Origin of the sequence: Xanthomonas melonis (assembly GCF_020783655.1) — a bacterium.
GTDB lineage: Bacteria > Pseudomonadota > Gammaproteobacteria > Xanthomonadales > Xanthomonadaceae > Xanthomonas > Xanthomonas melonis.
This window is the reverse complement of record NZ_JAJGQH010000011.1, coordinates 99,123-117,046: the sequence shown is the minus strand read 5'-3', so window position 1 is coordinate 117,046 and position 17,924 is coordinate 99,123. Positions and strand designations below refer to the sequence as shown.

14 protein-coding genes are annotated in these 17,924 nt (G+C 66.8%); 11 read left to right on the top strand and 3 right to left on the bottom strand.

Annotation, left to right across the window (positions count from 1 at the left end; genetic code table 11):
- The 6 genes from mrdA to LL964_RS12620 all read left to right on the top strand — a co-directional run bounded on the left by mrdA (position 1) and on the right by LL964_RS12620 (position 9,251).
- Complete coding sequence (mrdA, locus tag LL964_RS12645; RefSeq protein ID WP_104585792.1) at positions 1-2,061, top strand: penicillin-binding protein 2; 2,061 nt, start codon at positions 1-3, stop codon at positions 2,059-2,061.
- A complete protein-coding gene (gene rodA, locus LL964_RS12640; protein ID WP_104585790.1) occupies positions 2,058-3,176 on the top strand; it encodes a rod shape-determining protein RodA in 1,119 nt (372 codons plus the stop codon). Before mrdA ends, rodA begins: the two co-directional genes overlap by 4 nt.
- Before the next feature lie 362 nt (positions 3,177-3,538).
- Positions 3,539-4,927 carry a glycoside hydrolase family 28 protein gene (locus tag LL964_RS12635; RefSeq protein ID WP_104585788.1) on the top strand — a complete coding sequence of 463 codons (1,389 nt, stop codon included), beginning with the start codon at positions 3,539-3,541 and terminating at the stop codon, positions 4,925-4,927.
- Between the two features lie 281 nt (positions 4,928-5,208).
- A complete protein-coding gene (gene mltB / locus LL964_RS12630) occupies positions 5,209-6,357 on the top strand; it encodes a lytic murein transglycosylase B (RefSeq protein WP_104585786.1) in 1,149 nt (382 codons plus the stop codon).
- Positions 6,354-7,718, top strand: a complete 1,365-nt coding sequence (locus tag LL964_RS12625; protein WP_104585784.1) for a septal ring lytic transglycosylase RlpA family protein — start codon at positions 6,354-6,356, stop codon at positions 7,716-7,718. The genes mltB and LL964_RS12625 overlap by 4 nt, the downstream gene beginning before the upstream one ends.
- Before the next feature lie 318 nt (positions 7,719-8,036).
- Positions 8,037-9,251 carry a D-alanyl-D-alanine carboxypeptidase family protein gene (locus LL964_RS12620; protein ID WP_104585782.1) on the top strand — a complete coding sequence of 405 codons (1,215 nt, stop codon included), beginning with the start codon at positions 8,037-8,039 and terminating at the stop codon, positions 9,249-9,251.
- Between the two features lie 139 nt (positions 9,252-9,390).
- Here LL964_RS12620 and LL964_RS12615 read toward each other — a convergent pair whose 3' ends face one another.
- Positions 9,391-10,452 carry a lipid A deacylase LpxR family protein gene (locus LL964_RS12615; RefSeq protein WP_104585780.1) on the bottom strand — a complete coding sequence of 354 codons (1,062 nt, stop codon included), beginning with the start codon at positions 10,450-10,452 and terminating at the stop codon, positions 9,391-9,393.
- 221 nt (positions 10,453-10,673) lie between these two features.
- Between LL964_RS12615 and LL964_RS12610 the strand changes: the two genes are divergently transcribed.
- From LL964_RS12610 to LL964_RS12595, 4 genes are all read left to right on the top strand, one after another.
- Positions 10,674-10,952 carry a YbeD family protein gene (locus LL964_RS12610; RefSeq protein ID WP_104585778.1) on the top strand — a complete coding sequence of 93 codons (279 nt, stop codon included), beginning with the start codon at positions 10,674-10,676 and terminating at the stop codon, positions 10,950-10,952.
- Positions 10,940-11,638 carry a lipoyl(octanoyl) transferase LipB gene (gene lipB, locus LL964_RS12605; protein WP_104585776.1) on the top strand — a complete coding sequence of 233 codons (699 nt, stop codon included), beginning with the start codon at positions 10,940-10,942 and terminating at the stop codon, positions 11,636-11,638. The genes LL964_RS12610 and lipB overlap by 13 nt, the downstream gene beginning before the upstream one ends.
- A 14-nt stretch (positions 11,639-11,652) precedes the next feature.
- The gene (lipA, locus tag LL964_RS12600; protein WP_104585774.1) at positions 11,653-12,666 is read left to right on the top strand and encodes a lipoyl synthase; all 1,014 of its coding nucleotides are present in this window, start codon (positions 11,653-11,655) and stop codon (positions 12,664-12,666) included.
- A 279-nt stretch (positions 12,667-12,945) separates the two neighbouring features.
- Positions 12,946-15,105 (top strand): carboxy terminal-processing peptidase, encoded by a 2,160-nt coding sequence (locus LL964_RS12595; protein WP_208621399.1) that lies wholly within the window; start codon positions 12,946-12,948, stop codon positions 15,103-15,105.
- Between the two features lie 135 nt (positions 15,106-15,240).
- On the opposite strand, the gene LL964_RS12590 is transcribed toward LL964_RS12595, so the two are convergent.
- On the bottom strand, positions 15,241-15,984 hold the full coding sequence (locus LL964_RS12590; protein WP_104585770.1) for a sulfite exporter TauE/SafE family protein: 744 nt from the start codon (positions 15,982-15,984) through the stop codon (positions 15,241-15,243).
- 89 nt (positions 15,985-16,073) lie between these two features.
- Between LL964_RS12590 and LL964_RS12585 the strand changes: the two genes are divergently transcribed.
- On the top strand, positions 16,074-16,976 hold the full coding sequence (locus LL964_RS12585; protein ID WP_104585768.1) for a LysR family transcriptional regulator: 903 nt from the start codon (positions 16,074-16,076) through the stop codon (positions 16,974-16,976).
- A 39-nt stretch (positions 16,977-17,015) separates the two neighbouring features.
- Here LL964_RS12585 and LL964_RS12580 read toward each other — a convergent pair whose 3' ends face one another.
- Entirely contained in the window at positions 17,016-17,882 is an 867-nt protein-coding gene (locus LL964_RS12580) for an endonuclease/exonuclease/phosphatase family protein (RefSeq protein ID WP_104585766.1), read from the bottom strand.
- Between the last annotated feature and the right edge of the window lie 42 nt (positions 17,883-17,924).

Sequence of the window (17,924 nt, the reverse complement as noted above, 5' to 3'; positions counted from 1 at the left end):
ATGCACGGTCGTCGCCAGGCCAAGAATCCGCACGCCGAAGCCGAGCAGTTCCGCCGCCGCGCGGTGCTGGGCTTTGCGATGGTGGTCGTCTGCCTGGTCGGCCTGGGCGGGTGGTACTTCAAGCTGCAGGTGCTCGACCACGAGGTCTACGCCACCCGCTCGGAAGCCAACCGCATCAAGCCCAAGCCGGTGGTCCCCGGGCGCGGCATGATCTACGACCGCAGCGGCCGGTTGCTGGCCGAGAACGTGCCGGCGTTCCGCCTGGACGTGACCCCGGACAAGGTGGCCGACATGGACGCCATGCTGGCTGCACTGGGCAAGGTGATCCCGATCGCGCCGGAGGATCTGGAGCGCTTCAAGCGCGAACGCCGCGCGCGCCGCAGCTTCCTGCCGGTGACGCTGAAGCTGCGCATGAGCGACGAGGAAATGGCGCGCTTCGCGGTGGAGCGCTGGCGCTTCCCGGGCGTGGAGCTGGAACCGTACCTGACCCGGCGCTATCCGTTCGGGCCGTTGTTCGCGCACATCATCGGCTACGTCGGCCGCATCGACGAAAAGGATCTGGCGGTCCTCGGCGAGGGCAACGCTGCGCTCACCCACATGGGCAAATCCGGGCTGGAACGCTACTACGAGCAGGACCTGCGCGGGCAGGTCGGCTACGAGCAGGTCGAGACCAATGTACAGGGCCGCGCCATCCGCACCGTGGGCCGGGTCGCACCGCAGTCCGGCGCCGATCTGCGGCTGTCGGTCGACGCCGACCTGCAGCGCGCGATGGTGGCCGCGTTCGGCGAGCACGAAGGCGCGGCGATCGCAATGGACCCTCGTACCGGCGAGATCCTGGGCATGGTCAGCCTGCCCAGCTACGATCCCAATCTGTTCGTGAACGGCATCTCGCACAGCGATTTCCGCATGCTCAACGACAACCCGTCGCGGCCGCAGTTCAACCGGCTGGTGCTGGGTGGCGTGGCGCCGGGCTCCACGCTCAAGCCGCTGATCGCGCTGGCGGGGCTGGACAGCGGCCTGCGGCGTCCGGAGGACCGGGTGTTGTCCACGGGCATGTTCTATCTGCCCGGGGTCAGCCGCGGCTGGGGCGATTCGCACCGTGGCGGGCATGGCTGGACCGATCTGCGCAAGTCGATCGCGCAGTCGGTCAATACGTATTACTACCGCCTGGCGGTGGACATGGGGATCGAGCGCTTCGACCGTTACATGTCCGACTACGGCTTCGGCCAGCCCACCGGGGTGGACCTGCTGGGCGAGATCGGCGGCATCCTGCCGTCGCCTGCCTACAAGTACAAGACCCGCAAGGAACGCTGGTATCCCGGCGATACGGTCAACATCGCCATCGGCCAGGGCGACTGGAAGGTGACTCCGCTGCAGCTGGTGCGCGGGGTCTCGGCGATCGCCAGCGGCCTGCTGCTGCGCCCGCATCTGGTGCTGGAGCAGCGCACCGGTTTCGATCACCCCTGGCAACCGATGATCCAGCCGCCGGGCAAGCCGCTGAGCCCGAGCCCGGCGCATCTGCAGGTGGTGCGCGAGGGCATGATGGACACCATGCGACCGGGCGGTACCGGTTATGCCATCACCCCCGGCGCGCCGTACCAGATGGCCGGCAAGACCGGTACCGCACAGGTGGTCAGCCGCAAGGGCGTGGCGGCGGTGGACCCGCGCAGCCTGCCGCTGCATCTGCGCCACCGTGGCCTGTTCGTCGGCTTTGCGCCCGCCGACAATCCGGTCATTGCGGTGGCGGTGGCGGTGGAAGGCGGCGGCTTCGGTACCAGTTCGGCGGCACCGATCGCACGCAAGATCTTCGACGCCTGGTTGCTGGGCAAGATGCCGGCCGGACTGGAACCGCTGGATAGCGAACTCGGCATGACCGCGGTGGGCATCAACCAGTTCGAGGCCGGTGCCACCGACGCGCGCCAGGCCGGCGACACGGCCGCCGCCGCGCTGGAAGAACTGCCGGTGATGATCGGCCAGACCGCCGTTGCGCTGGACCCCACCACGCCGGCGCAACCGGTGGTGCCGGATGTCCCGGATACGGTGCAGGAGACCGACCATTGAGCGACATCCTGCGCTGGCTGGTGGACATGGCTGCGCGCTTCACGCGCAGCCTGGACTGGGTGCTGTGCCTGGCGCTCGGCAGCTTGATGGCGATCGGCCTGTCGGTGCTCAAGAGCGCAGGCGGCACTGCCGAGGGCGATCACCTGGTGATGGCGCAGGGCGTGCGCTTCGTCATCGGCACCGGCGCGATGTGGTGCATCTCGCGCATGTCGGTGCTGCGCCTGCGGGCATGGACGCCGTGGATCTATGGTCTGTCGATGCTGCCGCTGCTGGCGGTGTTCGTGCTGGGCACCGGCAAGTACGGCCGCCAGTGGCTGGACCTGAAAGTGTTCTACCTGCAGCCGGCCGAACTGCTCAAGATCAGCCTGCCGATGATGGCCGCCTGGTATCTGCACCGCATGCCGCTGCCGCCACGCATTTCCACCGTGCTGGTCACCTGCATGATCATCGGCGTGCCGACCGCGTTGATCATGTTGCAGCCGGACTTCGGCACCGGCGTGCTGATCGCTGCCAGCGGCGTGTTCGTGCTGCTGCTGGCCGGATTGCCGTGGTGGTGGGTGGCGGTGGGCGTGAGCGGTGTGGCGGCAGCGGCGCCGGTGGCCTGGTTCTGGCTGCTGCGCCCCTACCAGAAGGACCGCATCATGATGTTCCTCAATCCCGAGAACGACGCGCTCGGCGCCGGCTGGAACATCATCCAGTCCAAGATCGCGATTGGCTCGGGCGGGTTGGACGGCAAGGGCTGGGGGCTGGGCTCGCAATCGCATCTGAACTTCATTCCCGAGCAGACCACCGACTTCGCGTTCTCGGTGCTGAGCGAGGAGTTCGGCTGGATCGGCGTGGCCACCGTGCTGAGCCTGTACCTGATCGTCATCGGCCGCTGCCTGTGGATCGCCGCCCAGGCGCGCGATACCTATTCACGCCTGATCGCCGGCGCCACCGGTCTGGCCTTCTTCGTCTATGTGCTGGTCAACGGCGGCATGATCTCCGGCCTGCTGCCGGTGGTGGGCGTGCCGATGCCGCTGATGAGTTATGGCGGCACCTCGGCGGTGTCGCTGCTGGCAGGCCTGGGGTTGGTGATGGCGGTGAAGTCGCATCGACCGGTGCACGGATACTGACCCGCACGATCGCGACCACGCATCGCCATCGTGTCAGTCCCGGTGTCTGCGCGCGTGGTTGCACTTGATTGCGTCGCGCCGATCGGCAGACGCGGGCGTCGCGCCTGCACGCTGCATCGTTTGCGGTTGTCACAGCGGTCCGTTGCCGTGTTGCCGCGCTGCGACACATCGCATGTTCTACGCACTGCTTTGCAGTGCGCACATGCCCTCATGGCGCCGCTTCGTTCGCACGGTGGACGATTCGCCAGCGCTGCACGGCCACATGCCGCTCTGCGTAGAGTCCGCCACGCCGCTGCAGCGATGACGGCCGCGCCGCATCGCCTGCAGATTCGCGCACTCTCTTCCTCACGGACTATCCTTCTATGAAACTGCTCCCCGCTACCATTGGTGGCGTTTGTCTGACGCTTGCCACACAGGCCGGCGCCGTCACCTTCGCCACCGGCGATACGCGTGCCGTCTCCGAGCCGACGATTCCTGCAACCTGCCAGCCGGTGAGAGCCAGCCACACGCCGAGCGGGCGCGTGTTCGACGCCGTACTGGAAGGCGCGCCACCCGATACCAAGGCCATCCAGGACGCGCTCAATGCCTGCAAGAGCGGAAGCGTGCTGTTGACCAGCGGCAGTGGGAACGCGTTCCTGACGGGCCCGCTGTCGATTCCGGCCAATGTCACCCTGGTCGTCGATCAAGGCGTCACCTTGTACGGCTCGCGCAATCCGGCAGATTACGGCAGTGGCTGCGGCGTGGCCGGCTCCAAGAGCGGTGGCTGCTTGCCGCTGATCAGCGTCAAGGGCAACAACACCGGCGTCATGGGGATTCGTCGGGGCGATCGCCAGGGCACTATCGACGGGCGCGGCGATCTGACCATGCTGGGCAAGAACACCAGCTGGTGGCAATTCGGCGAGAACGCCAAGGCCGCAGGTCAGATGCAGAACAGCCCGGACCTGATCAAGGTGCAGAATTCCAATGCGTTCACCCTCTACCACATCAATCTGATCAACGCGCCGTACTTCCATTTCTTCTCGCACATCGTCAACGGACTCACCATCTGGGGCGTGCGGGTGAAGTCGCCGGCCACCAGCCCCAATACCGACGGGCTGGATCTGGACAGCGTGGTCGATGCCACCATCCACGACAGCGACGTGATGGGCGGCGACGACGGCGTAGCGATCAAGACCATCAATTCCAGGTCGGCCGATATCACCGTGCGCAACTCGCGGTTCTACGGCACCCATGGCATCTCGATCGGCAGCGAGGTGATGTTCGGCGTCAGCAACGTGCTGGTGGAGAACAACGCGTTGGTGTCCACCGACGACGCAGGCAACCGCAGCACCGACAACAACGGCCTGCGCATCAAGACCAGCATCGTCAAGGGCGGTGCGGTCAGCCAGGTCACCTATCGCAACACCTGCCTGTACGGCGTGACCAGCCCGGTCGTGATCAATCCGTTCTACGCCAGTGGCAGCAGCGGTACCAAGCCGACCTTCAGCGCCATCGTCGTGGATGGATTGCGCAGCGCGAACGATGCAGGTGGCAAGGGCTGGATCCTGCGCGGTTACGACGCACAGACGCCGTTGGACCTGGTGCTTGCCAATGTGGCGACCGGAAACACGTCGGTCACTGCGAGCAACGCGAAGATCGGGTTGAGCAATAGCGCACTGACGCCCACCGGTCCCGGCGTCACCACCGGTGCCGTGCAAATCGAAGGCGCCGTGCCCACTTGTTCGGGAGCGCCGCGTTTTCCAGCGTTGTGACCGCACCCGCTGTTGCCGCGCCAGGTCGAGGGTGCGGCGACGGCTGGGACTGCAGCTGCGGCCCGGTTTATCCGCAAGGGGGGGGGCACTGCTGTCGCGGCGTACCGGCTCCGCTTTCAATCTCCGGGTCCCGGCTCTGCGCACGCGCCACATGGACCTGACCCGGATTCCCGAAGGAAAAACCAGCGCCACTGCTGCGCCTGCCCTTGACTTTGCCTAAAGTCTTTTCGTTTCATGGTCTTATTGCCAGAAGTTCATCTGATGTCTGTTACCCTCGGCCGATGATTCGACGCACCCTGACCTGCCTGCTCACCCTCGGCCTTGTCGCCTGCGCGACCCAGCCCAGCCCTCCGTCCCCGCCGCCGGCCGCCAGCGCCCCGCCGGCCAAACCGCCGGGCTCGCCGGCAGCGTCCGCCACGCCTGCCAGTGCCGCTGCCGAAGCGCCGACCTTGCCGCCGGTGGATCTGACTCCGGTGCCGTTCGAGATCGCCCGCGCCAACTTCGTGCGCGACACCGCCGCCAGGTACGGCATCGATGCGGCGCAGATCGAGGCGACCCTGGCGCAGGCGCAATTCAAGGACGCGATCATCACCGCGATGTCGCGCCCGGCCGAGCGGGTCAAGCCGTGGAACGAATACCGGCCGATGTTCATCACCCAGGCGCGCATCGATGGCGGCCGCACGTTCCTGGCCGAACACCGTGCCGAACTCAGCAAGGTCGAAGCGGCCACCGGCGTGCCGGCGCAGGTGATCGTGGCCATCATCGGGGTGGAGACCAGTTACGGCAGCAACGCCGGCAAGCACCGCGTGCTGGATGCGCTGTACACGCTGGCGTTCCGCTATCCGCGCAGCGGCGATCCGGCCAAGCTCGAACGCGAGGTGCGGCGCGAGCTGTTCTTCCGCGATGAACTCGGCCAGCTGTTCGCGCTAGGCAAGGAAGAGCAACTGGATGTCACCACGCTGATCGGCAGCTACGCCGGTGCGATGGGCATGGGCCAGTTCATGCCGTCCAGTTATCGCCAGTTCGGCGTTGACGGCGATGCCGACGGCAAGCGCAATCTGTTCACCGACTACAACGACGTGTTCGCCTCGATCGCCAACTACTTCGTCAAGAAAGGTGGCTGGGTGCGCGGCGGGCAGGTCGCGGTGCCGGCCACGCTGGCCGCCGGGCACGAAGAATTCAATCCCACCGACTGGACGCCGGTGTACACGCTGGCCGATCTGTCCGCGCGTGGCTATCACCCCAGCGCGCCAGTCGTGGCCGGCAGCACGGCCACCCCGATCAACCTGGACGATGCCAACGGCAAGCAGTACTGGCTCGGCTTCCAGAACTACTACGCGATCACCCGATACAACATTTCCAAGATGTACGCGATGGCCGTGTTCCAGCTGTCCGAGGCCATTGCCGGCAAGGAGTTACCTCCGGCATGAACACTATGACAGGCCCCAAGTGGCTGATCCCGATGGCGCTGATGCTGGGCCTGGCGGCCTGCAGCAGCGCGCCGAAGAAGAGTGCAGGCGGCAATGGCAGCGGTGCCGTCAAGGGCATCAAGGTCGAGGGAAGGGGGCCTGCGCACGTCGCCACCGGATGCCCCTCGACATCGCCTTATGCGCCGGCCAGGGAAGACCCGTCCACGCGCGGCGACTACACCGCCGGCGGTCTGTACAAGCCCGGCATCAAGGACAGCACGCCCGATCACGTGCCCAACGTGGCCTGCATTCCCGAGCCCTTGGTCACCGACGAGCCGCGCTCTGCCGTCGGCAATCGCTCGCCCTACGAAGTGCTGGGCAAGCGCTACGTGGTGATGGACAGCCCCGGCGACTATGTCGAACGCGGCACCGCCTCCTACTACGGCAGCAAGTTCCATGGCCGGCTGACCTCCAACAAGGAGGTCTACGACATGTACGCCTTCACCGCCGCGCACAAGACCTTGCCGCTGCCGAGCTTCGCGCTGGTGACCAATACCGATACCGGCGATTCGGTCGTCGTGCGCGTCAACGACCGCGGCCCGTTCCACGATGGGCGCGTGATCGATCTGAGCTACGCCGCTGCGGTCAAGTTGGGCATCACCGGCAGGGGCACCGGCAATGTCGAAGTGCGTGGGTTGACCGAAGCCGACAACGGCACCTTGCTGGCCAAGCGCCGCAGTGGCCAGCCGGTCACCACGTCCGTTGCCACGGCGCGGCCTGTCGCCGGCAGCCAGATCGACGGCCTGGTGCAGCGACTGCCCACGCGCACCGTGCCGCCACGTGCGGCGGCGAGCGTGGGTACGCCGGCGGCCACGGCCGCAGTGGCGACCACAGGCGTAGCGATCAATACGGCGGGCGAGCGCTGGCGCTACCGGGTGGCCGATTCGCGCCAGCCCGGTAATGCCGACAACTTCGATGCCTGGATGAAGACGCAGGGCGTGCGCGTGGCCACCGGCAAGCCGGCGGCCGTGGCTCCCCGGCCTGCTTCGCCGGCGGTTGCCGCAATCAAGACTGCCGATCGCGCCCCGGCACGCCCGCCTGCGGCCGATCCGGCACCGGCCAAGGCCCCGAGCGCGGCCGAAACGGCACTTGGCAACATCCTGCTGCAGGTCGCCAGTTTCGCCAGCCGCGAAAATGCCAACCGCGCGCTGTCGCAACTGGCATCGGCCGGCATCGCCGGCGCCAGCGTCAGCGATATCGTCAGCGGCGGGCGCACGCTATGGCGGCTGCGCGTGAATGCACGCGATCACGCCAATGCCTCCGAGATCGCACAACGGATCGCCGGGCTCGGGTTCGGCAACCCGCAGATCGTTGCCAACTGACGAGAGTCTGCAGCGGCGGATGCGCCACCGTCGGCCAGATGCAGCCACGCACGAGCAGCTGTGGACGGCAGGGGCGGAGCCGCAAACTAGGGTCTGACCTGCCCGCCGGCTGCCTTGTCCCGGCGGCTGCTCCGGGCAAGGTCGGTCAGGCACGGTCGGCGCCATGCAGGCATCGCGCAGCGAGGGCCGCGGCCGCCTGCGCGCCGCGGTCGCTGAACTGCACGGCTGCGCGCCCGGCGGTGTACGTCGCCCCGATCGCCGTCGCACTTTACAATTTCCGATCACCCAGCCTTCGGGCCTGTCAGGAGTCGTTCTTCGATGAAATTCCGCTTCGCCGCCGCTGCCGTGGCCACGTTCGCCTTCGGCCTGGTCTGCGCCCAGACACCCGCGCCGCAGCCCACGCCTGCTGCGGCCGCCGCGCCCGCTGCCCCGGCGGCATTGCCGGTTCCGCCCGCGCCCGCACCGGCCGTGTCCAAGTCCTGGATCCTGATGGACTACGCCACCGGCCAGGTACTGGCCGGCGAGAACATCCATCAGCAACTGGCGCCGGCCTCCATCACCAAAGTGATGACCTCCTACGTGGTGGCCGCCGAGATCAAGAACGGCAAGGTCACCCGCGACGACCAGGTCATGATGAGCGAGCGCGCCTGGCGCGAGGGCGGAGCCGGCACCGACGGCAGCTATAGCGGCTTCCCGGTCAACCAGACCGCGCGTCTGGAAGACATGGAAAAGGGCATGGCGATCCAGTCCGGCAACGATGCCGCGATTGCCCTGGCCGAGCATGTGGCCGGCAGCGAAGAGGCCTTCGCCTCGCTGATGAACAGCTACGCTGCCAAGATCGGCATGAAGAACTCGTACTTCGTCAACGCACACGGTCTCAGCGCCGAAGGCCACCACTCCACCGCCTACGATCTGGCCCTGCTGGGTCGCGCGATGGTGCGCGATTACCCGGAAACCTACGCCTACAACAAGATCAAGGAATTCCAGGTCGGCAGCATCAAGCAGAACAACCGCAACCTGCTGTTGTGGCGCGACCCTGCCGTGGATGGCATCAAGACCGGCCACACTTCCGAAGCCGGTTATTGCCTGCTGAGCTCGGCCAAGCGTGGCGACCAGCGTCTGGTTGCGGTGGTCATGGGCGACAGCTCCGAGCGCCAGCGCGCCGACGACAGCCTGGCGCTGCTCAACTGGGGGTTCCGTTTCTTCGAGACCCACAGCCTGTATGCGCCGGGCAAGGTCGTCACCAAGCAGAAGGTCTGGAAGGGCGCGCAGGACGAAGTGCAGCTGGGCGTGGCCCAGCCGCTGTCGGTCAGCCTGCAGCGCGGTCGCTACAACGACCTCAAGCCCAGCATGGACGTGGCCAAGAACCTGCAGGCGCCGATCAAGAAGGGCCAGCAGGTCGGCACCGTGAAGGTCAGCCTGGACGGCAAGATCATCGCCCAGGCGCCGCTGGTGGCCATCAATGCAGTGGAAGAAGGCGGTTTCTTCAAGCGCCTCTGGGATTCCTTCTGGATGTGGTGGGAATCGGAGTAACAAAAAAGCCGGCGAAAGCCGGCTTTTTTATTGGCGGGGATTGGAAATTTGGGATTAGGGATTCGCAACAGCCACTGCAGCTGCAAAGCCCCAACAGCCCGCTCACGAATCCCCCATCCCCCATCCCCAATCCCAGCCCTCAAAGCATCCGGCTAATGGTGAAACTCCCATACACCGGTGTCTCGCGCTGGGTGTCGAATTCGCGGGTGCGGTGGTAGCGGGCGAGCGCGAATTTCCAGCGGCCGTACATCACCGCGAGCCCGTAGCCGACATCGGCCACGAACGGCCGCTTGTCCACGCTATGGCTGTTGCGGAAGGTATTGCCGTCCAGGGTGATGTCGCGCAGCACCCAACGTGCGTCGGAGGTCACGAACAGGTGTCCCGACCAGCCGCGGGCGCGGCTCAACCGGCTCGGAGCGGTGTTCTCGCCCGCCGGGCGGGTCGGGGTGCTGCCGAAATCGTCCGGCAGTTTCCAGCCGAAGCGGGCCTCGCCGCCCGCGTTCAGATGCGTGGCCATGTTGCCTAGCGCGCCGCCCCAGTGCGAAATGACGTCCCAACCGAACCCATCGGCGTTGCCGCTGGCATCGGCTGGCCAGCGGTGCATGCGCTCGTGCACCAGGTTGATCAGCGGTTCGTTGTGCAACTGGTTGTCCCAACCCTGGAATTTCTCGTCGCCCAGCACATCGTGGATCGCATCCTGGGCCTCCTGCGCGAACGCCCACGGACCGACCACGCCGATCTGCAGCTGGGTCGTGCGCAAATGCGCGTCGTTACGCGCGTTGTAGCCGAAGCTCGCCAGCAGGATGCCGGCGTAGGGCCGGTCGTCGGGGATCACATCGCGGCGGGTGAAGTCGGTTGGGGTGAAGATCGCCTGCCCGATCGAAAACACCATGTTCTGCTGATCGAACTCGCCCGGATGCAGGCGTTCCAGATAGCTGTTGACCCAGCGCGCCGTGCGCGGCAGGCAGGGATCGTCGGTGTAGTCCACCAGGTTGGGCGATACCAGGGTCAGCACCGCGCCGTTGGAATATCCCTGGTCCTGGTCCTCGCCGCCGAACAGGTCATTGTCGACCCGGAAGTTGACCGCCGGCGGCGTGCGCCCAAGTCGGCTGGAATCGCATTGGTCCGCCGCGACGGCCGACGCCGACAGCCCGGTGAGAGAAAGCAGCAGGGCTGCGGACAAGGCACGCGGTCGGAGCATGGGAGGCCTGTGGGTAAAGGTATCTTGTCCGTCAAAGATGCCCTGGTGCGGCGCTGCGCCGCGTGAACATTCCCGGCCTGTGACAGAACGATTGCCGAGCCTGCTTCGGCGTTGCGAGCGGCGTTCGATCGCGCGAACCGTGCGCACGCGTCGGGGCTGTGTGGGTGCAGTTCGGGCACTGCGCACTTGGGTTTGCCTGCGGCCGACCCGATAATGGGCGCATGGACATCAGCTCTGACAATCCCGACCACGGCTTTCAATTCCCCGGCACCTTCGAGCTCAGCGCCATGGGCGCCGCCGATCGTGGCCTGGAGGTGGAATTGCCGCGCCTGCTCGCCGCCACCGGTGTGGAGCTGCTGCAGGAAAGCATCAGCTGGAAGCATTCCTCCAGCGGCAAATACGTGTCGGTCAAGATCGGATTCCGTGCCGAGAACCGCGCGCAGTTCGACGCTGCGCATCAGGCGCTGCGCGAGCACCCGGAAGTGAAGTGGACGCTGTAGTGGCCGAATCCGCTGCGGTGCCCGTCGCCATCCCGCCGGCACAGCTGTGCGAACTCGGTCGGCAGGACTACGTGCCGGTGTGGCGTGCAATGCAGCGTTTCACCGATGCGCGCGATGAACACAGCGCCGATCAGCTCTGGGTGGTCGAGCACGCGCCGGTCTTCACCCTGGGCCAGGCCGGCAAGCCCGAGCACGTCTTGGCGCCGGGCGATATTCCGGTGCTGCAGGTCGATCGCGGCGGGCAGGTGACCTATCACGGCCCCGGGCAACTGGTGGTCTACCCGCTGCTGGATCTGCGTCGGCTCAAGATCGGCGTGCGCGACTACGTCTGCAAGATCGAGCAGGCGCTGATCGACACGCTGGATGAGTGGAACATCGGCGCCGAACGCCGCGACGGCGCGCCCGGCGTCTACGTCGGCGGGGCCAAGATCGCCGCACTGGGCATCCGGGTGCGGCGGGGCTGCACCTTCCATGGGCTCTCGTTCAACGTGGCGATGGACCTGGAACCGTTCCAGCGCATCAACCCGTGCGGCTACCAGGGTCTGCAGGTGACCTCGGTGCTAGACTTGGGCGGCCCTTCCGGGATGGACGCCGTCAAGGCGGTGCTGCTCGATCAGCTGGCGCGCCAGTTCGGCCTCGTGTTGCAGCACACTTCCGCATTGCCCGACCTTTCGCTTCCGGCCTGAGCGCCCGTACCGTCATGACCCAGCCTATCGCCCGTTCCATTCCCCTGCAGGTCGTCTCCGGCGACACCGCCGCGCCTGCGCCGCTGCAGACCGGCGTCAAGCAGATCGGCGGCGACAAGATCAATCGCTCGCCGGTGCAGTTCGTCGATGCCCCGGTGCTGCGCAAGCCGTCGTGGATCCGCGTGCGCATTCCGTCCGGCAATGCGGTGCAGAACCTCAAGGCCAAGCTGCGCGAAAACCGCCTGGTCACGGTGTGCGAGGAGGCCAGCTGCCCGAACATCCACGAGTGCTTCAGCCACGGCACCGCCACCTTCATGATCCTGGGCGAGGTGTGTACGCGGCGCTGCTCGTTCTGCGATGTGGCGCACGGCCGGCCCAAGCCGCCCGATGCCAACGAGCCCGCCAGCCTGGCCACCACCGTGGCCGACATGGGCCTGAAATACGTGGTGGTGACCAGCGTGGACCGCGACGACCTGCGCGACGGCGGTGCCCAGCACTTCGTCGACTGCATTTCGGCCATTCGCGCCAGTTCGCCCAAGACCCGCATCGAGATCCTGACCCCGGATTTCCGCGGCAAGGGCCGCATGGACCGCGCGCTGGAGATCCTGGCGCTGAGCCCGCCGGACGTGTTCAATCACAACATCGAAACGGTGCCGGACCTGTACCCCAACGTGCGTCCCGGCGCGGATTACCAGTGGTCGCTGACCCTGCTGCAGCGCTTCAAGGCGCAGCACCCGTCCATCGCCACCAAGTCCGGCATCATGCTTGGCTTGGGCGAAACCATGGAGCAGGTGCAGGCCACCTTGCGCGACCTGCGAGCGCACGACGTGGACATGATCACCATCGGCCAGTATCTGCAGCCGACGCCGCACCACCACCCGGTGATGCGCTACTGGACGCCGGAGGAATACAAGGCGCTGGAGGAGTACGGTAACGCGCTGGGCTTCAGCCATGTGGCGTCGGGCCCGATGGTGCGCTCGTCGTATCACGCCGACCGGCAGGCAGCCGGCGCCGGCGTCGCTGCCTGAGACATCGAGCCCGCGCGTACGCAAAGCGGTCTGTGCGTCAGCTAATGGATCGGAACACGGCCCCGCCCAGCGCGGGGCCGTGTCGTATCTGCCGGCGGCTTCCGTTGCCCAGGGTACGGCCGCGTTCACAATCCGCTACAGGCCCGGCGCTAGGCTGATTCAGCCAGTGGATGACAACGCCAGCAACTTTCGGCACTGTCATGCTGTCCGATCCGTTCACCGCCTTTTCGTCGGCCTTGCGCCGAGAGCCATTCGATGACCTACAACGTTTCTGCGTCCATGAAGGCCGGCCTGCTGGCGCTGGTGTTGACCACTCCGATGGCGTTGCTCGCCCGTGCCGATACCGCGTTGCCCGCGGCTGCCACGCCCGAGCAGGCGACCGCGACCAAACTCGTCTACGGGCTGCTGTCGGACAGCCGTTACGCCTACCGTCCGCGTACGCTGGACGAGGCGATGGCCCAGGACGTGTTCAAGCGGTATCTGGAAACGCTCGATGGCGGCAAGCAGTTTTTCACCCAGGCCGATGTCGACAGTTTCGCACCGCTGAAGGCCGGCGTGAGCGATGCCTTGCGGGGCGGCAAGCTGGAACCGGCGTTCCAGGTGTTCTCGGTGTACAAGAAGCGCGTCGACCAGCGCGTCAAGTACGCGCGCGACCTGCTCAAGCAGGATTTCGATTTCACCGGCAGCGACAAGTTCGAGTACGACCGCAAGGACGTGCCGTGGGCGGCAGACGACAAGCAGCTCGATGTGCTGTGGCGGCAGTCGGTGATGAACGACTGGCTGCGTCTGAAGCTGGCTGGCAAGAAGCCGGAAGACATTCGCAAGACCCTGGACAAGCGGTACGCCACGCTCGCCGACTCGGTCAACGAGCTCAAGGGCGAGGACGTGTTCCAGTTCTTCGTCAACGCCTATACCAATGCGGTGGACCCGCACACCGATTACTTCACCCCGCGTACCGCCGAACGGTTCAACCAGCAGATGTCGCTGTCGCTGGAAGGAATCGGCGCGCAGCTGCAGAAGCAGGAAGACATGGTGGTGATCCGCGAGGTGATACCGGGCGGTCCGGCTGCCGTGAACGGGACGCTCAAGCCCGGCGACCGCATCGTGGGCGTGGGGCAGGGCAAGAATGGCGTGATCGAAGACGTCATCGGTTGGCGCATCGATGACGTGGTCGAGAAGATCAAGGGCAGCAAGGACACCCAGGTGCGCCTGGAATACATTCCGGCCGAGCTGGGCATCGATGGCGCGCACCGCACCCTGACCTTGACCCGGCAGAAGGTCCGCCTGGCCGAACAGGCTGCCAAGGGCGAAACCATCACCTTGCCTGCCAAGGGCAGCGAGCCGGAACGCCGCATCGGCATCATCAAGTTGCCGGGCTTCTACCAGGATTTCGAGGGGCGTCGCCGCAACGCGGCCGATTACGCCTCGGCAACGCGCGATGTCGCCAAGCTGCTGGCCGGCTTCAAGACCGACAAGGTCGACGGCGTGGTGCTGGACCTGCGCAACAACGGTGGCGGCTCGCTGGACGAAGCCATCGAGCTGACCGGCCTGTTCATCGAGCAGGGTCCGGTGGTGCAGGTGCGCGAATCCGGCGGCCGTGTCACCGTCAACGGCGACAGCAATCCCAAGGTCGCCTGGGATGGCCCATTGGGCGTGTTGATCAATCGTGGCTCGGCCTCGGCGTCGGAGATCTTCGCCGGCGCCATCCAGGATTACGGTCGTGGCCTGGTGATCGGTGAAACCAGCTTCGGCAAGGGCACCGTACAGAACATCGTCGATCTGGACCGTTGGCCGGCCGCCGAAGGTCAGCGCTATGGGCAGGTCAAGCTGACGATTGCGCAGTTCTTCCGGATCAGCGGTTCCAGTACCCAGCACAAGGGCGTGGTGCCCGACATCGCGTTCCCGGCCAGCGTGGATGCCACCGAGTTCGGCGAAAGCACCTACGACAATGCCTTGCCGTGGACGCGCATCGCTGCCGTGCCGCATACCCAATATGGCAATTTCGCCCCCTTGCTGCCCAAGCTGCAGATGCTGCACTCCACGCGCATTGCCAACGACAAGGAGTTCCAGTGGTGGGAGGAGGACGTCAAACAGTTCCGTGACGAGAAGGCCAAGAAGTACATTTCGTTGAACGAGGCCGAGCGCGTGGCCGAGCGCAAGAAGCAGGATCAGCAGCGCAAGGACCGTCAGCAGATCCGCAAGCAATTGGGGCTGCCGCTGGATCCGCTGGCCGATGACGCCGACGACGGGCTGACCGGCAACGAGCGCGACATCGTCAAGGACACCGCACGCGAGAAGGCTGCCGAGAAGCGCCCCGATCCACTGTTGCACGAATCGGCGGCGATCCTGGCCGATGCGCTGGGGCTGCTGTCGCAGGACCGGCCGTTGTCGGCGCAGGTGCTGCCGCAGTCCACTGCGCCGGGAAGCTGGGCGGACTGATCCCCGCGCTGCGCTCGACGTCGACGCCACCGCTTGCCGGTGGCGTTTTTCGTAGGGCCAGGAGCGTGCGCCGGGGCCCGATCGGGCAAGCGCCGGCTGGCGATGCCTGTGCCGGGCATCGCTGCGGTCGGACCCTCACCCCAGCGCCTGCCAGCAGGCCTGCAGGCCAAGCGCCAGCAAGGTGCCGAAGAATACCCGCCGGAACGTCTCGGCAGAGATGCGGCGACGCACCCGGGTGCCTGCCCACAGCCCCAGCGCGGTCGGGAGCAGCGCCAGCAGCGACGGCAGGCCGGCCGACAACGGCGCACCGCCGCGCCAGACCAGTGCGATCGCCAGCGCCAGCGTGGCGGTTCCGAAGCAACACGCCAGTGCGCGGATCAGGATGTCGCGCGGCAACGCGAGCGAGGACAGGTACGGCAGCGCCGGCAGTACCAGCACGCCGGTCGCGCCGCTGAGCAGGCCGCTGGCCAGTCCCGCCAGCGGTCCGGCCCAGCGCTCGTGGCGCGCGGGCAGCGTCCACTGCCAGCGCGCGAGTCCCAGAAAGGCGTACAGCACCAGCAAGATGCCCAGGCCGGCGCGCAGGTGCCTGGGGTCGCCGCCGATCATCACGTCCACGCTGAGCCAGGTGCCGACCACGATCATGGTCAGCAGCGGCCAGAGCCGCCGCAGCAGGGCGCCGGGTGCGGGCCCCCAGGCCTGCTGCAGATTCGTCACCAGCGAAGGCAACACCAGCAGCGCGGCGGCCTGGGTCGGCGGCAGCCAGAGCCCGAGCAGGCCCATGGCGACCGTCGGCAGCCCCATTCCGGCAACGCCCTTGACCGCGCCGGCCAGCAGAAACACCGCGGCGACCAGGATCCACTGAGACATGTGTGCATGCATGCCGGCCAGGATCCGGCGGCCACCGGCTTCCGGACAAGCTGTGTTTGTTTGAGGCAGACTTCGGCCAGGCCGAAGGCTGAGGGATAAACATGCAGGTGGAGCTGGTCGATCTGCGGATCTTCGTGGCGGTGGCCGAGGCCGGCAGCATCACCGCTGGCGCCGATCGGGCGTCACTGTCGCTGGCGGCGGTCAGCGCGCGCATTCGCGCGCTTGAGCTGCAGGTCGGGGCGGCCCTGTTCGAGCGCGGTCGGCGGGGCGTGACGCTGACCGCTGCCGGCCAGGTGCTGCTGCGGCACGCGCGGGTGCTGGCGCGGCAAGAGCAGGCGATGCGCAGCGAACTGGGCGACTACGGGCCGGGCGGGCAGGTCACCTTGCGCCTGGCCGCCAATACCGCCGCGTTGTCGGAAGGCTTGCCCGAATGTCTGGCCGATTTCCTGGTCGCCCATCCACGGGTGGATCTCACCCTGGCCGAGCAGGGCAGCGAAGAGGCGGCGGATGCGGTGCGCGACGAGCGTGCGGATCTGGCCATGGTGGCCGGACATGCCGATTTCACCGGCCTGCAGCGACGCCCGTTCCGCGCCGATCGCCTGGTCGTGGCGGTGTCGGCCGGGCATCCGCTGGCCGCTGCGGACAGCGTGCGTCTGGCCGATATCGCCGATCTGCAGCTGTTGGCGCTGTCGGCCGACAACGCCTTGCAACGCCACTTGCGCACGCATCTGGCCAGGGCCGGTGTGCAGTTGCGGGTGCGTGCGCGTGTGCCCGGCATCGAGACGCTTTGCCGCATGCTGGCCCGTGGCGTGGGCGCGGCGATCGTGCCGCAGGTCGCGTTGGTGCGTTCCAGTGTCGGGCAGGCGCTGGTGGCGATTCCGCTGGACGAAGCCTGGGCCAGCCGCAGCTTGTCCATCGTCTGGCGCGACTGCTCTCCGACCCTGCAGTCATTGCTGGACTGGTTGCAGGCCAGCGCGGTCGGGGCGGATCTCCCGGCGGTGTGATGGCAGGCCCGGCACGGCGTCGTGGCCATGCGCCGCCGCTCAGCGAGGCCAGACGAATTCGGCCAGCACCGGGTAATGATCGGACGGCAGTACGCCGCCGGGCCGGGAATCCAGGGTGCTGAACTGCGTGGGTGTCAGCCCGCGAGACAGGATCCAGTCGATACGGCGAGTGGGCGCGGTGCTGAAGTCCTGGAAGGTATTGTCCGGACCGTTGCGCCTGGGCGCCTTGACGCGCGCATCGTCCAGCACCGCCGTGAGCAATGCGTAGGTGCCATGGGCCGGATCGCTGTTGAAGTCGCCGGTCAGCACCACCGGAATGTCCGCAGGCAACCGTGCGATGCGCGACAGGATCAGTCGTGCGCCCTGTTCGCGTGCTGGCTCGTCCTGATCGCGGTGCGGCAGGTGCGTGTTCAACAGGTAGAAGCGGCGTTTGTCGCGCCGACGCTCGAACAGCGCCCAGGTCACCATGCGTGGCAGGTCCGTCTCCCAACTGCTGCTGCCCGGCACCTCGGGCGTTTCCGACAGCCAGAAGTCGCCCGATTCGACCACCGATAGCGCGCGGGTGTCATAGAACACCCCCATGTGTTCGTCGCTGCCGTCGGCGCGACGCCCTCTGCCGAACCAGCGATAGTCGGGCAACTGCGATGCGAGATAGTTCGCCTGTTCGCGCACCAATTCCTGTGTGCCGATCACATCGGGGTGGGTCTGTCTGATCAGTGCGACCATCGCGTCGCGGCGTGCCGTCCAACGCTTGTCGCCGTCGGTGTCGACCGGTACGCGGACATTGAACGACATCGCCCGCAGCGGTGCTGGAGCAGGTGCTGCCGATGTCGGCAGTGCGATGCATAGCGCGACGACGGCAGCGCACAGGAAGTGCATGACGACACGGAGCGATAGACGAGACATGTGGGCAGCACACAGGTGGCCTGCGCGCCAGTCTAAGGCGTG